This is a genomic window from Massilia norwichensis (assembly GCF_024753245.1).
In the GTDB taxonomy this organism is placed as follows: domain Bacteria; phylum Pseudomonadota; class Gammaproteobacteria; order Burkholderiales; family Burkholderiaceae_D; genus Telluria; species Telluria norwichensis.
Genome location: NZ_JANUGX010000037.1, coordinates 1 through 14878, shown reverse-complemented (window position 1 = coordinate 14878; position 14878 = coordinate 1). Strand labels below are relative to the sequence as shown.

Annotated in this window: 10 protein-coding genes; 2 read left to right on the top strand and 8 right to left on the bottom strand. The window is 66.6% G+C overall.

The window, feature by feature from the left end; all coding sequences use genetic code 11:
• Positions 1-3 precede the first annotated feature (3 nt).
• From NX782_RS23340 to NX782_RS23305, 8 genes are all read right to left on the bottom strand, one after another.
• The gene (locus NX782_RS23340; protein ID WP_258847896.1) at positions 4-4719 is read right to left on the bottom strand and encodes an NAD-glutamate dehydrogenase domain-containing protein; all 4716 of its coding nucleotides are present in this window, start codon (positions 4717-4719) and stop codon (positions 4-6) included.
• A gap of 195 nt (positions 4720-4914) precedes the next feature.
• Positions 4915-6258, bottom strand: coding sequence for an N-succinylarginine dihydrolase (astB, locus tag NX782_RS23335; RefSeq protein ID WP_258847895.1), 1344 nt, complete (start codon positions 6256-6258; stop codon positions 4915-4917).
• A gap of 16 nt (positions 6259-6274) precedes the next feature.
• Positions 6275-7744 carry a succinylglutamate-semialdehyde dehydrogenase gene (gene astD / locus NX782_RS23330; protein ID WP_258847894.1) on the bottom strand — a complete coding sequence of 490 codons (1470 nt, stop codon included), beginning with the start codon at positions 7742-7744 and terminating at the stop codon, positions 6275-6277.
• Positions 7737-8771: an arginine N-succinyltransferase gene (astA, locus tag NX782_RS23325; protein ID WP_258847893.1), complete on the bottom strand. Its 1035-nt coding sequence runs from the start codon at positions 8769-8771 to the stop codon at positions 7737-7739. The genes astD and astA overlap by 8 nt, the downstream gene beginning before the upstream one ends.
• Before the next feature lie 18 nt (positions 8772-8789).
• On the bottom strand, positions 8790-9833 hold the full coding sequence (locus tag NX782_RS23320) for an arginine N-succinyltransferase (RefSeq protein WP_258847892.1): 1044 nt from the start codon (positions 9831-9833) through the stop codon (positions 8790-8792).
• Positions 9834-9899: 66 nt separating this feature from the next.
• Entirely contained in the window at positions 9900-11141 is a 1242-nt protein-coding gene (locus NX782_RS23315) for an acetylornithine/succinyldiaminopimelate transaminase (RefSeq protein ID WP_258847891.1), read from the bottom strand.
• A 264-nt stretch (positions 11142-11405) separates the two neighbouring features.
• Positions 11406-12347: a GlxA family transcriptional regulator gene (locus NX782_RS23310; protein WP_258847890.1), complete on the bottom strand. Its 942-nt coding sequence runs from the start codon at positions 12345-12347 to the stop codon at positions 11406-11408.
• A gap of 24 nt (positions 12348-12371) precedes the next feature.
• Positions 12372-13283, bottom strand: coding sequence for a DMT family transporter (locus NX782_RS23305; protein ID WP_258847889.1), 912 nt, complete (start codon positions 13281-13283; stop codon positions 12372-12374).
• Positions 13284-13422: 139 nt separating this feature from the next.
• Here NX782_RS23305 and NX782_RS23300 point away from each other — a divergent pair, with 139 nt between their 5' ends.
• Complete coding sequence (locus tag NX782_RS23300; RefSeq protein ID WP_258847888.1) at positions 13423-13704, top strand: hypothetical protein; 282 nt, start codon at positions 13423-13425, stop codon at positions 13702-13704.
• Between the two features lie 15 nt (positions 13705-13719).
• Positions 13720-14553 (top strand): HDOD domain-containing protein, encoded by an 834-nt coding sequence (locus NX782_RS23295; protein ID WP_258847887.1) that lies wholly within the window; start codon positions 13720-13722, stop codon positions 14551-14553.
• The last annotated feature ends 325 nt before the right edge of the window (positions 14554-14878 follow it).

Below are 14878 nucleotides of genomic sequence, written 5' to 3'. Positions count from 1 at the left end.
GCCTTAGGCCGCCAGGCGTTCCGGGCTCGAACCTTCCGACAGCGACCAGACGTTCAGCATCGCCTGTTCGAGGTCGGTCGGCTGGGCGAAGCCCGTCAGGCCCATGGCGCTGGTGGTTTCCTGCACCGCGGCCTGCATGTCGCCGGTCTGCTTGGTCCGCGCCAGCACGGTCAGCAGCAGGCGCTGCTGGGTGCGGCGCAGGGCCTGCATCGCGTAGTTGCGCAGCTGTTCCTGCGACTTGCTGGTGGCCGGCAGCTTCAGGCCGCGCTCCAGCGTGTCGATGCCGGAAGCGGCGCGCAGTGCCATGCCGACCTGCAGGAACTCAGCCAGCGACATACCGCTCGGACGCTGCACCGAGACCGCGGCGAACAGGAAGGCTGCCAGCGACTCGACGGTGTCGACGGCCTTCCATGCCTGGGCGAAGGACGGCGACAGGCCGGCGTGGCCATCGGCATCCGACTTGGTCGGGTTCAGGTTGCGCAGCTGTTCCGGCTGCGAGAACAGGCTCGACAGCTCGGTCATGCCGCCCGCGCCGGCCTGCTCCGCCGGCAGCGACAGCACGCCTTCGATCACGGTGCGCAGCATCGTGCGGGTACGCGCATCGACCGTCTGCGAGACGTCGCGCGGCACCTTCAGGGCGTCGGCGTCGAGCGCCTCGAATACCGGCGCCAGGTGCAGCGCGGCCCAGGCCTGGCCCCAGGCTTTCACGACTTCCGCATCGTCGATGCGGTGTTCCTGGGCCAGGTCGCGCAGCATCAGCGGACCGCAGCGGTTCACCGATTCGTTCGCCAGCACGGTCGCCAGGATGGCGTTGGCCAGCGGGTGATCCAGCGGCTTGCGGGTGGCGACCAGCTGTTCCGGGAAGTACGGACGCAGCATGGTCTCGGCCCACGGCAGCTCGGTCAGCGGCAGCGCTGCCAGGATGCGCTTGAAGCGGTTCTTGACGTTGGCGATGACCACCGCCAGTTCCGGCGTGGTCAGGCCCAGGCCGAGTGCCTTGCGGCGGCTCAGCTCGGTCTCGGACGGCAGTTGCTCCAGTTCGCGCGAAACGGCACCTTCGGCTTCCAGGCTGGCGATCAGGGCGGCATAACCGTCGACCACCGCGCTGTTGCTCTGGGCCTGGGCTTCGCGCACCAGCAGGTGGGTCTGCAGGGTGTTGTCGCGCAGGACCAGGTTTTCCACGGCGCCGGTCATTTCGTTCAGCACGCGGTTGCGGTCTTCTTCCGACAGCTCGCCCGCGTTGACTTCGGTGTCCAGCCAGATCTTGATGTTGACTTCGTGGTCCGAGCAGTCCACGCCGGCCGAGTTGTCGATCGCATCGGTGAAGATGCGGCCGCCGCTCAGCGCGAACTCGATACGGCCGGCCTGGGTCGCGCCCAGGTTGCCGCCTTCGGCCACGACCTTGCAGCGCAGTTCATTGCCGTTGACGCGGATGTTGTCGTTGGCGCGGTCCTTCACCTGGGCGTGGGTCTCGGTCGAGGCCTTGATGTAGGTGCCGATACCGCCGTTGTAGAACAGGTCGACCGGGGCCAGCAGGATGCGGTGCATCAGCTCTTCCGGGGTCAGCGAGGTCTCTTCGATGGCCAGCGCCTCGCGCACCTGCGGGGTCAGCTCGATGTGACGGGCCGAGCGTGGGAACACGCCGCCGCCTTCCGAGATCAGGCTCTTGTCGTAGTCTTCCCAGGACGAACGCGGCAGCGCGAACATGCGCTGGCGCTCCTTGAACGAGACGATGACTTCCGGGTTCGGGTCCAGGAAGATATGGCGGTGGTCGAAGGCGGCCAGCACTTTCAGCTGGCGCGACAGCAGCACGCCGTTGCCGAACACGTCGCCCGACATGTCGCCCACGCCGACCATGGTGATCGGGGTGGTGGCCATGTCGTGGCCCATTTCGTAGAAGTGGCGCTTGACGGCTTCGAAGGCGCCCTTCGCGGTGATGCCCATCTTCTTGTGGTCGTAGCCGTTCGAGCCGCCCGAGGCGAAGGCGTCGCCCAGCCAGAAGCCGCGCGAGACGGCGATGCTGTTGGCGATGTCGGAGAAGGTCGCGGTGCCCTTGTCGGCGGCAACCACCAGGTACGGGTCGTCCTGGTCGTAGCGCACGGTGTCGCCCGGCGGCACGATCTCGCCGCGCACGCGGTTGTCGGTCACTTCCAGCAGGCTGGCGATGAACAGGCGGTAGACTGCTTCGCCCTCGGCCGCCACCACTTCACGCGCGGCATCCTTCGGCATCTGCTTGCACACGAAGCCGCCCTTCGAACCGGCCGGCACGATGACCGCGTTCTTGACCATCTGCGCCTTCACCAGGCCCAGCACCTCGGTGCGGTAGTCTTCCATGCGGTCCGACCAGCGCAGGCCGCCGCGGGCGACCGGGCCGCCGCGCAGGTGCACGCCTTCGAAGCGGCGCGAGAACACATAGATTTCGCGCCACGGACGCGGTTCCGGGGCCAGCGCCAGGTCGGCGGTGGCGATCTTGAAAATAATTTTGTCACCGCCGGAGACATGCTCCGGCTTCTGGAAGTAATTGGTGCGCATCGTCGCCATCACCAGGTCGACCAGGGCTGCCATGATTTCTTCGGTGTCGGCGTGATTGACCTTGGCCAGGCCGGCCTTCAGTTCGGCCAGTTTGGCGGCGCCTTGGGCGCGCTGGTCTTCGCCCAGCTTCGGATCGAAGCGCAGCTTGAAGCCTTCCACCAGTTCGCGCACCAGGCCGGCGCGCAGGCGCAGGGTTTCGGCCATGTAGCGGGTCGAGAACTTGCTGCCTGCCTGACGCCAGTAGCTGATGTAGGCGCGGACCAGCTGCACTTCGCGGGTCGACAGGCCGCCTTCGATGGCCAGGCCGTTCAGGCGGCCGTCTTCGGCTTCATCGTTGAACAGGGCGGCGAACAGCTCTTCGGCGACTTCGGCGATGCCCGGCTTGGCCAGCTTGGCGGCGCTCTCGGCATCGACGATCAGGCTGGTCACGAAGTGGCGGGTGCCGTCGTTGGTGGTGATGGCGAAGGCTTGCTCGCGGTCGATCGCCACACCGGCGTTCTGCAGGGCCGGCAGGATGCGCGACAGCGAAGGCACGCTGCCGGTCGAGTACAGGCGGATCGAAGCGCCCGTCGTGGCGTCGTTCTCGATGCGCACCGACACGTGGTTCGGCTTGCCGTTGCCCAGCAGTGCGCACAGGTCGCGGAAGGCGACTTCCGGATTGGTCGCGGCGACGTAGTTGACCGGCAGGGTCGGCATCAGTTTGCGCAGCGCGTTGCGGGTCGGGACGTCGGCGACGTCTTCGGTCAGCACGGTGTAGCGGTCATGCCAGCCGTCCAGCACGGACAGCAGCGGCTGCTGGATGTCGGTTTCGAGGTCCAGCGGATAACGCGCGGCCTGGGCGATCAGGTAGACACGGGCCAGCGGGCCGTCGGCGACCATGGTCTGGGTACGCACGTCGGTGGCGCCCGAGCTATCCTTCAGGGCCTGGGCCAGCGAGGCCACCACGGCGGCGCTGTAGCGCTCGCGCGGCAGGTAGATCAGGACGTTCAGGTGGCGGTTGTAGACGTCGCGGCGGGCGAACACTTTCGCGCGCGGCTGCTTGTACAGCGAGACCACCGAGCTGCAGACCTGGGCCAGCCATTCCGGATCGGCTTCCAGCGCTTCGGTGCGCGGCAGCGATTCCAGGATCTCGAGGAATTTCTCGGCGCGGAAGCCTTCCTGGCGCACGCCGGCGATGCCGAGCACCTTGGCCACGCGGCCGCGCGCGAACGGCAGGCGCGCCAGCGGGGTCGAGGTGGCGGCGCGGGTGAACAGGCCGATGAAGCAGTGCTCGCCGACGGTGTTGCCCTGGGCGTCGGTGGCGCGCACGCCGATGAAGTCGAGCGGCTGGTCGCGGTGCAGGGTACCGGCGACGTCGGCCTTCACGATCGACAGCGTTTCTTCGCGCTTGGAGAGGATCTCGAAGTCGCCCGGGATGTTCTGGATGCTGGTCGCGTAGACCGGGTGCGAGGTGTCCTGCAGCACGCCGATACGGCTCGGGATGTCGCGTTCGAGTTCGCGGACGCCCGGCTTGACGAAGTAGTAGGCGTAGCCGAAGGGCTCGAAGCCTTCGTTCTTGGCCCACTCGAGGAAGGCGGCGACTTCCTGGCCGCCCGGGGTACCCTGCGCGGCAGCGTCGGCGGCCACGGCGCTCATGCGGTCGCCCATGGCGACGGCGTCGCGGTGCACCACGGCAGCGTCGCGCGCCACCATCTGGATGCGCTCGACCAGCGCGTTCATTTCGTCCTGCGGCAGGTCTTCGGCCAGCAGGCAGAGAACGTAGGATTCGAGCGGGGCGCCGGCTTCGCCGACCGAGACCACGGCGCCGTTCGCATCGCGGCGAACCGGCAGCACGGCGTTCATCACGCCCGAGGCGACCACGCGCTGGCGGCGCAGCGCCATCACGAAGGAATCGACCAGGTAAGGCATGTCCTCGTTGAGGATCAGGAGAGCGGTCGACATGCCGCAGCGGCCGTCGGTGTAGCGCATCTGCGCGATCTGGCAGCCCGGCGCGCTACGCTGCGCGACCTGGGCAAAACCTTCCTGCAGAATCGTCGCCAGGCTGTCGGGCGAAACGCCGGCCAGGTCCTCGTCGTCGAGGGAACCGAGCCAGGCGCCGATCAGGGCGCCGACCTGTTCAGTCGGCTTGTTTTCGTTGACCAGAGCCAGCGTGCGGGTGCGCAGGTCCTGAGGCATGTCTTTGTTCATTTGCTTCTCCAGAGCGATGGTTGTGCCGGGTCCGCTGCGGCTTGTGGCCGCGCGTCCTCCGGCTTATGCGGACGGGGTTGTCCCGTCCAGATTCAGTGCTTCCTTATCCCGAAAGCTGATCCGCTATTAGAACATGCTGCATCGGCGATGCGGGCGTGTTTAGTATCCGTGCGGCAACACCTTCGGGGCGTATTGTTAACTCAAGTCGTACAGGCCAGGCAGGCCGAGCAGGCGTTCCAGCTCTTCCAGCGCGGCGGCGCATTCGATCGCCAGTTGCGGGTCGGCCAGGTCCTTCGGCTCGACGTGGTCGCGGTAGTGGCGCTCGACCCAGGGCACCAGTTTCGCGTACAGGTCTTCGGTCATGATCACGCCCTGGTGCATGGCGGCCGCTTCATCGTCGGTCAGGGCCACGCGCAGACGCAGGCAGGCAGGACCGCCGCCGTTGCGCATGCTCTGGCGCAGGTCGAATTCGATCAATTCGTCGATCGGACCGCCCGAGCTCACCAGCGCCGCCAGGTAGCGCGACACCGCGGCGTTCTCGCGGCATTCGTGCGGCACCACCAGCGCCATGCCGCCATCCGGCCTGGACAGCAGCTGGCTGTTGAACAGGTAGCTCGCCACCGCATCCGCGACCGGCACCATGCCGGTATCGACGCGCACCGCCTGCAGGTCGGTGCCGACGCCGGCCATCGCGCGGCGCAGCGCATCCAGGGTCGACGCTTCATCGGCGAAGGCCTGCTCGTGGTAGAACAGCACGTTGCCGTTGCCGACCGCGATCACGTCGTTGTGGAACACGCCCTGATCGATCACGTCCGGGTTCTGCGAGGCGAACACGGTGCGCGCGCCGTCCAGGCCGTGCAGGCGGGCGATGGCTTGCGAGGCTTCCAGGGTCTGGCGTGCCGGGTATTTTTTCGGGGCCGGGGCCGACGGGTCGAACTCGACCTTCCCGTAGACGAAGAACTCGACGCCGGCCGCACCGTGGGCGCTGGCAAAGCGCGTGTGATTGGCCGCGCCTTCGTCGCCGAACGCCGGAGTCGAGGGCAGCGGCTCGTGCACCACGAAGCGGTCGCTGTTCGCGAACAGGGCGCGCAGCGTGCGGGTCGACTGGATGTGCTCCTCGGCGCGGTGCAGCTTGTTGTTCAGGTTGGCGGCGGTGAAGTGCACGCGGCCGTCCGCGGTGTCGGCGGAGGGGCTGACGGTGGCGGCGTTCGCGGTCCACATCGGCGAGGCCGACCAGGCGCAGGCCAGGATCACCGGCGCTTCGCGATAAGCCCGGGCCAGCACGTCGGCGTCCGTGCCGCTGAAGCCGAGACGGCGCAGCAGGCGGAAGTTCGGACGCGCCTGCGGCGGCAGCACGGCCTGGGCGAAGCCGCGCGCGGCCAGCTCGCGCATCTTGGCCAGGCCCTGCAGGGCGGCTTGCCTTGGGTTCGACGCGCTCTTCACGTTGTTGAAGGAAGCGACGTTGCCGAACGAGAGGCCGGCGTAGTTGTGCGAAGGCCCTACCAGGCCGTCGAAGTTGAATTCGCGGGCGTTGCGCATATTTTGGAAGCTCAGCTTAGAAAGTTAGCCCGGGGGACAGTTTGGCCGGCATTTCCAGCTCGGCGGTTTCGATCGAGGCGACCGGGTAGGCGACGTAATCGGCCGCGTAGTAGGCACTCGGGCGATGGTTGCCCGATTTGCCGACGCCGCCGAAGGGTGCCGAGCTGGCCGCGCCGGTGGTCGGGCGGTTCCAGTTCACCACGCCGGCCTTGGCCTTGACCGCGAAGCGCTTCCACAGGTCTTCCGACGGCGACAGCAGCGCGGCGGCCAGGCCGAACTCGGTGGCGTTGGCGACCTTGAGCGCGCTATCGAAGTCCTGCACGCGAACGATCTGCAGCAGCGGGCCGAACCACTCTTCATCCGGGATGCCCTGCGCGTCCGTCACGTCGACGATGCCGGCAGTGACGAAGCCGGCGTTCGGGTCCAGCTGGCGCATGCGCAGCAGCACCTTGCCGCCCTTCTCTTCCATCATCTGCTGGGCTTCGACCAGGCGCCTGGCCACCGCGCTCGAGACGACCGGTCCCATGAAGGGCTGCGGCTCGGCGTTCGACGGACCGACCACCAGCTTGGCCGCCACCTCGACCAGGCGGGCGATGAAGGCCTGGCCTTCCGGGGTGTCGTGCACGATCAGGCGGCGCGCGCAGGTGCAGCGCTGGCCGGCCGAAATAAACGCCGACATCACGGCGTGGTGCACGGCCGGGTCGATATCCTTGACGTCCCACACCATCAGCGGGTTGTTGCCGCCCATTTCCAGCGCCAGCATCTTGCCCGGCATGCCGCCGAACTGCTTGTGCAGCGCGACGCCGGTCTGGCTCGAGCCGGTGAACAGGATGCCGTCCACGTCCGGGTGGGCGCCCAGCGCCATGCCGGTCTCGCGGCCGCCGTTGACCAGGTTCAGCACGCCTTTCGGCAGGCCGGCCTGTTCCCACAGCTGCACGGTGCGCACGGCGGTGCGCGGCGCGAATTCGCTGGGCTTGAAGACCACCGTGTTCCCGGCGATCAGGGCCGGCACGATGTGGCCATTCGGCAGGTGGCCGGGGAAGTTATACGGGCCGAACACGGCAAACACGCCGTGCGGACGGTGGCGCAGCACGGCGTTGCCGTCGGCGATTTTTGCGGCGGTCTCGCCGGTGCGGGCGCCGTAAGACTGCACCGAGATGTCGACCTTGTTGGCCATGGTCGTGACTTCGGTACGGGCTTCCCACAGCGGTTTGCCGACTTCCTCGGCGATGATCGCGGCCAGTTCCTCCGTATGTTCCTTCAACAGGTCGCGGAAGCGCTGGCAGACCGCGACGCGCTGCTCGAGCGAGGTCAGGGCCCAGTCTTCGAAATGCGCGCGTGCCGAGGCGACGGCGCGGGCCACGTCTTCCTGCGTGGATTCCTTGCTGGTCCAGGTCTGGCGGCCGGTGGACGGGTCGATCGTGACCAGTTCCTGGCCGCTGCCGGCGAGCCACTCGCCGTCGATGTAGTTCGAGAGATTAGCCATTCGAATTTTTCCTTACATTGAGTGACAGCGTGCGCACCGGATCGCCCGCCTGGCAATGCAGCAGCTGCAGTTCGCGCACGTTCAGCGGCACTTTCGCGCCGCCATTGCAGGTCTGCGTGAGGATCATGCGGAAATCGTCGAGCCTGGTGTTCGAGACCAGGGTGATGTCGCATTCGCCCTGAGGCACGCCCTCTTCGGCGCTGGTGGCCACGCTGTCGCGCACCGCACGCAGTTCGGACACGCGGCCCTGCAGCACCGGGCCGGCGTCGAAGATGTCGACGTAGCCTTCGTAGTGCATGCCTTCCTGCTCCAGCAGTTTGCGGGCCGGCAGCGTCGAGCGGTGCACCTGGCCGATCACGGCGCGGGCGTCTTCCGGCAGGTAGTCGACGTACAGCGGCTGGCGCGGCATCAGCTCGGCAATGAAGGACTTCTTGCCGACCGCGGTCAGGCCGTCGACGTGGTCGAAGTCCATCTTGAAGAAGTGGCGGCCCAGGCCTTCGTAGAACGGCGAGGTGCCATCCTCGGCCTGGAAGCCGCGCATCTCGGCGATGATCTTCTCGGTGAACAGGTGCTGGAACTGGGCGATGAACAGGAAGCGGCTCTTCGACAGGAACTTGCCGTTGTGGCCAGTGCGGTATTCCGGCATCAGGAACAGCGAGCACAGTTCGCTCGAACCGGTCAGGTCGTTCGACAGGTAAAGCGTGTCCATGCGGGTGAACACGCCGAGTTCACGGCTGGAGTGGACCAGGGTGCCGATCCGGTAGTTGTAGAAGGGCTCGGTCAGGCCGACCGCGCCCTTGATGGCGCAGACGCCGGCCAGGCGGTGGTTCGCGGTGTCTTCCATCACGAACATGTAGTCGCGCTCTTCCGGCGGAATGGTCTGCGCGAACGAGGCGACCGCGGTGTTCACGCGTTCGCCCAGCATGGCGCGGTCCGGCTTCAGGGTCGTCATGCCGCTGCCGACCTGGCGTGCCATCTCGATCAGCGGATCGATGTCATCCAGGGTGATTGCGCGAATTACGAGCATGGATTCCTCTTGGTTAGGTCAGATGCGCACGCAGATGACGCTGTCGCCGGGCGCGACGCCGAGCGCCTGCTGGGCCCAGGCGGGCAGGCACAGCGACTCGCTGCTGTCGGCCGGGGCGCAGGCCACGACGATGGCGCGGAACTTGCGCTCGCTGCTGGCGACCGCGTACTCCACCATCGCTTCCGGCGCGGCGGGCGGCTGCGCCTGGGTCGCGACGCGGCGCACCATCGAGCTGCGGAAGGAGCGCAGCGCGTTCTTGTGCGCCTGCAGGATCGGACCGCCGTCGAAGATGTCGATGTACTCGTCGGCCTCGAAGCCCTCCTCCGTCAGCAGGTCGAACGCCAGCTGGCCGCTCGGATGGATCTGGCCGAGCGCCGCCTGCGCCGGGCCGGGCAGCAGCGGCACGTACACCGGGTAGTGCGGCATCAGCTCGACGATCAGGGTGCGGTTGCGGGCGCCGCCGATGACGCGTTCGGCATCGAGGAAGTCCATCTTGAAGAACTTGCGGCCCAGCGCATCCCAGAACGGCGACTGGCCGCCATCGTCGGTGACGCCGGCCAGCGGCACGAAGAAGCGGTCGCCGAAGCGGTGCGGCGCCAGCACCGCGTACAGCAGGCGCGCGCGCGACAGCAGGGCCGCTTCGGGGCCGGCGTTGTCGTTAGCCTTACTGCGGTGGGGGATCGTGAAGCCGGACAGCTGGGAATAGGCGGTCAGCTCCGAGCACAGGGTCAGCGCGTGCACGCTATGGCTGATGTTCAGGTCGCGCGAGACCTGCTGGATCACATCGTTGCGGAACGCGAAATAGGTACCGTTCGAACCGGCCGAGGCGTGGATCGCGGCGGTGCCGGCCAGTTCATGGGTCTCGATGTTTTCGAGCACGAACAGGTAAGTCTCTTCGCTGGGGATGTCGACGTGGGCCGCGAACGACGCGACGGAACGCTCGACCAGCGCGGCGATCTTCTCGCGCGTGCGCGGCAGCGTATGCACTCCCGGCGTGGCGGCGGCCAGCAGCGTCTCGAGGGCGCCGACATCCGCAGGCTCTACCGGACGGACAACATACATGGGAACTCCCATTCTGGTCGGACAGGTACAAGCCGGCCGCGCTCAGGCAGCCGGCACGTGGCGCGATCAGCCGGCGATGAAGGCTTCGGCGGCGTCGCGCATGATGCGGTCCGCTTCGATCAGCTGTTCGTCCGAGACGACCAGCGCCGGTGCCAGGCGCACCACGTCCGGGCCGGCGATCAGCAGCATCAGGCCCAGCTTCTCGGCGGCCTTGGTGTAGTCCTTGGCGCGGCCCTTGAAACCTTCGGCCATCGGCAGGCCGATCAGGAGGCCCTTGCCGCGCGGCTTGCCGAACAGCTGCGGGAAGTCGGCGGACAGCTTTTCCAGCTGGGCGAACAGCTTGCCGCTGGCTTCGTTCACGCGCGCCAGGAAGGCCGGCTGGTTGATCTGCGCGAGTACGTTCAGGGCGACGGTCGCGGCCAGCGGGTTGCCGCCGTAGGTGGTGCCGTGCGAACCGACGTTGAAGTGCTGGGCGATTTCCTCGGTGGTCAGCATGGCGCCGATCGGGTAGCCGTTGCCCAGGGCCTTGGCCGAGGTCAGGATGTCCGGGGTCACGCCGACGTTCATGTAGTCGTACAGGGCGCCGGTGCGGCCCACGCCCGACTGCACTTCGTCGAACACCAGCAGGGCGCCGGTCTTGTCGCACAGCTCGCGCAGAGTCTTCAGGAATTCCACGTTACCCGGGATCACGCCGCCCTCGCCCTGGATCGGCTCGACGATCACGGCGGCGACATCGTCGGTAATCGCGGCGCGCGCGGATTCGATGTCGTTGTAGGCGATGTGGTTGATTTCCTGCGGCAGCGGCTCGAAGCCTTCGGTGTACTTCGGCTGGCCGCCGACCGAGACGGTGAACAGGGTGCGGCCGTGGAAGGACGACAGGCAGGACACGATGCGCGACTTGTGCGGACCGAACTTGGTGTGCGCATACTTGCGCGCCAGTTTCAGGGCGGCTTCGTTGGCTTCGGCGCCGGAGTTGCAGAAGAAGGCGCGGTCGGCGAAGGTCGCTTCGGTGAGCGCGGTCGCGAGGCGCAGCACCGGCTCGTTGGTGTAGCCGTTACCGAGGTGCCACAGGGTGTTGATCTGGCGCGTCACGGCGTCGACCAGCACCGGGTTGCAGTGACCGAGGCTGGAGACGGCGATGCCGGAGGTGAAGTCGAGGTAATGCTTGTCTTCCTGGTCCCACACATCGAGGCCGGAAGCGCGCACCGGCACCATGGCGGCCGGGGCGTAAGTCGGGACGAGGACCTCGTCGAAAGTCTGGCGTGTGACTGGCAGCGTGGTGACACCCGATTCGAGCTTAGCATTCATGACGTTCTTCCTCATCCAAATAAAGATCGCGCGAACTCCATAGCCGCGCCGAGCGCCCCATTATAGAAACACCCACCTTGCAGTTCTTTCCAAACTGCGACAGCCATTTTCATTTTTGGACGAGCAACTTTTACGAAATCTCAAACCGGGGTCAGACACCGAATTCAGGCAATTTCCCAAAACCGGGGTCAGACACCGATTTTTGGCAATGACTCAGGGGTTATTTCCAAAACTTGGTGTCTGACCCCGGTTTGAGGGACGTCATTACTCTGCCAGTTTGCGCTGGCGTTCTTCGCGTGGGGTGTTGCCGAACAGGGCGCCGAAGGCGGTGGAGAAGTGGGAGCCGGAGGAAAAACCGCACATCAGGCCGACTTGCACGATGGAGTGGTTGGTGTCGCGCAGCAGTTGGCGGGCGCGTTTCAGGCGCAGTTCGAGGTAGTAGCGCGACGGCAGGCTGCCCAGGTATTGCTTGAACAGGCGTTCCAGCTGGCGCCGCGAGATGCCGGCCAGCTGGGCGATCTCGTCGGTCGAGAGCGGCTCCTCGATGTTGGCTTCCATCAGGGTCACGGCCTCGGTCAGCTTGGGCTGCAGCACGCCGAATCTGGCCTGCAAGGCGACACGCTGGCGTTCTTCCTGGCCGCGCACGCGGTCCACGCACAGCACTTCCTTGACCTGGGCCTGGACCGTGGCGCCGAACAGGATGTCGACCAGGGTCAGCGCGAAATCGATGCTGGCGCCGCCGCCGCAGCAGCTCAGGCGCGCGCCGTCGATCTCGTACAGATGGGGACTGAGCATCAGCTGCTCGGCGATCGGGTCGGCGTCCGGATACAGCGACCAGGGCAGCGCGGTGCGCGCCCCCTGAAACACGCCGGCCTCGGCCAGCCACAGCACGCCGGCGCCGACCCCGCCCCAGCACGGCGCCGAGCGGCAACGCTGGGCCAGCAGGCGCATATTGGCCGGGCGCAGGCCGGCTTCGGCTTCGTCGGCGACCAGCAGCACCAGGTGCCAGTGACGCTGGCTGTCGCCGGCAAACTTGTCCGGGCTGCGCACGTCGACGATCAGGCGCCCCGGCCCGACCATCTTGGCCGCCAGGCGCAGCGGCTGCACGATCCCGGACCAGGTCAGGGAATCCGGCTCGCCGGCATTCACCAGCAAGACGCGCAGCGGCAATTCCTGCGCGAGGCTGGACAGTTCAGCGTGCTGCATCAGGAACAGGCGAAAGATCGGTCATCACTCGGGGGCAAGGGCGGCAGCCGGCCGGCGCTCGGCATTCCATTGGCTGACAATCATACCGGAGATCAACAGCGCCGCGCCCAGCCAGCCGCGGGCCGTCATCGCCTCGCCCAGCCAGAAGTAGCCGAAGAAGGCAGCCGCGCCCGGCTCGAAGGCATAGATCACGGCCGCCTCGTTGGCGGTGGTACGCGACTGGCCCCAGGCCTGCAGCGAGATGATGCCGGCGGTGCAGATCACGCCCAGATAGGCGAAGTTCGGCCAGTAGGCCAGCAGGTTGCCGCCGATGTAGCGCCAGTAATTGTTGGCGTCTTCGATCAGGCCGGTGCCGCGCGGCACTTCGCGCATCAACAGCCAGAGCGCCGCGCACACGGCCACCGTCAGGATCTGCGCCGCCGTCACGCTCATCAGGCGTACCGCGCCGCGGGTCTTGATTTCCATGATCTTGACGTAGACGCCGAAGGACAGCGCCGCCAGCAGGGCCAGCGTATCGCCGATGCCCCAGGCGCCGCCGTCCCAACACAGCGCGGCCAGGCCGCCGATCGCCAGCACCAGCGCCAGCACGATGCGGCGCTCCGGCAGGCGTCCGCCGAGGATGCCCAGCAGCGGCACCACCAGCACGTTCAGGCCGCAGATGAAGGCGTTGCGATTCGAGCTGGTCAGCGCGAGGCCCTCGACCTGGAACAGGTAGCAGAAGAACAGGACCAGTCCCAGCAGGAAACCAGCCTGCAGGTCGCTGCGCCGGGCGCGCCACAGGAAGGGCGCCAGCAGCAGCGAGGCGATGGCGAAGCGGGTCAGGATGATCCACACCGGCGAAAAATTGGCGGTCAAGTCCTTCATGGCCGGGAAGGTCGTGCCCCACACGAGGGTGACGAGGACGAGGGCGAAGATGCCGCGCAGCTGCTGGGTCATGGACGAATCGGGTTCGCTCGAAAACGGATGAATCGGCTATGGTACCCGGCCCGGCAGTAAAACGCGAATCCCGGCGCCGCGCCGCAGGGCTTGCGGCCCGCTATAATCCGTCCATGACCAAGTTAAGGAAAACCCACTCGTGAAAACTGCCCTGCTCGAAGGTAAAAAACCCGCCCATTTCGACAAGCACATCATCGGCAACCTGCTGCTCGATGTCGCTCCCGCTGACGAAGTGCGCGAAGAAAAGATGCTGATCGGCGTGCGCAACGAAGCCGGCGAGATCTACCGCCTGATCGGCGCCACCAAGCTCAACAGCTTCATGAACGCAGTCGAGGAACTGTTCGACCTGGGCCTGGTCGACGAACTGCAAGACACGGAAGAGCCGAAAGACGGCTGCGACGCGATTTTCAGCGAGCCCTGAAGCTTATAGTTCCTCATGGACAGACTCGACGCACTCAAGAGCATCGCCGCGCAGGCCGGGCGCGGCGAGCTGACCTTCCCCACCCATATCAACGCCACGCTCAAGCTGCAGCAGGCGCTGGGCGACCCCGACTGCCACGTCGAGGAAGCCGCGCGCCTGGTGCAGGGCGAACCGCTGCTGGCCGCGCGCACCGTCGCCATCGCCAACTCGGCCGCCTATAACCGTGCCGGCAACGACGTCACCAACGTCCGCGCCGCCGTGCAGCGCGTCGGCTTCCGCACGCTGGGGGCGCTGGCCGCGTCCGTCATCGTGCGCCAATTGGCCAGCGGCGTCACGGACCCGCTGCTGCGTGCCAAGGCCGACCAGCTGTGGCAGCACTCGGCGAATGTCGCCGCGCTGGCGCTGGTGATCGCGCGCCGTGTCTCCTTCGTCGATCCGGACACGGCGATGTTCGCCGGCATCGTGCACGAGGTCGGCGGCTTCTACCTGTTGTCGCGTGCGGGCGAGTTCCCCGGCCTGCTGGAAGGCGGCGCCGACGAATGGCTCGAATACGGCCAGGTCGACATCGGTCGTGGCGTCCTGCGCAAGCTGGGCGTGCCGGGTCCGGTGATGGATGCGATCGAAGCCCTGTGGAACGGCATGCGCGCGCTGCCGCCGGAAACCCTCGGCGACACCCTGATGCTGGCCAAGGACCTGGCCGCGATCCCCTCCCCGCTGCTCGAGCGTCCGGGCTTCAGCCCGACCCAGGCCAGCGCCACCATCGACTTCGCGGTCGGCGACGGCACGCTGGCGCTGATCCTGCAGGAATCGGCGGAAGAAGTGCGCAGCCTGGTCAGCGCGCTGGACTGAGGCGCGGAGCCGCCAAAACGCGCAAACAGGAAAAATGGGCAAAAAAAACCCGCTCGGTTGGGAGCGGGTAAAGTCCAAAACTAGGGATGTCCTGAAAGAGACAGCTCCATATTAGTTCCCTGAACCGTCACACTCTGTGCGCGAACTCACACTTTGTTAAATCTTTTGATTTGACGCTTGAAACAAGCCAGGCAAAAAAAACCCGCTCCAGTGGAGCGGGTGAAGTCCAAAACTAGGGATGTCCTGAAAGAGACGAGTCCATCTTAAGGCCGGCCTAAGGCAAGCTCTGTGCGCTGCTTCACATACTGAAGAAATCGTCCCCAAT

What these genes read in the sequence shown, in the direction of transcription:
- NX782_RS23315 (WP_258847891.1), bottom strand. Translation starts at nt 11,141, where the DNA reads ATGAATGCTAAGCTCGAATCGGGTGTCACCACGCTGCCAGTCACACGC.
- NX782_RS23340 (WP_258847896.1), bottom strand. Translation starts at nt 4,719, where the DNA reads ATGAACAAAGACATGCCTCAGGACCTGCGCACCCGCACGCTGGCTCTG.
- astD (WP_258847894.1), bottom strand. Translation starts at nt 7,744, where the DNA reads ATGGCTAATCTCTCGAACTACATCGACGGCGAGTGGCTCGCCGGCAGC.
- NX782_RS23320 (WP_258847892.1), bottom strand. Translation starts at nt 9,833, where the DNA reads ATGTATGTTGTCCGTCCGGTAGAGCCTGCGGATGTCGGCGCCCTCGAG.
- NX782_RS23310 (WP_258847890.1), bottom strand. Translation starts at nt 12,347, where the DNA reads ATGCAGCACGCTGAACTGTCCAGCCTCGCGCAGGAATTGCCGCTGCGC.
- NX782_RS23295 (WP_258847887.1), top strand. Translation starts at nt 13,720, where the DNA reads ATGGACAGACTCGACGCACTCAAGAGCATCGCCGCGCAGGCCGGGCGC.
- astA (WP_258847893.1), bottom strand. Translation starts at nt 8,771, where the DNA reads ATGCTCGTAATTCGCGCAATCACCCTGGATGACATCGATCCGCTGATC.
- NX782_RS23305 (WP_258847889.1), bottom strand. Translation starts at nt 13,283, where the DNA reads ATGACCCAGCAGCTGCGCGGCATCTTCGCCCTCGTCCTCGTCACCCTC.
- astB (WP_258847895.1), bottom strand. Translation starts at nt 6,258, where the DNA reads ATGCGCAACGCCCGCGAATTCAACTTCGACGGCCTGGTAGGGCCTTCG.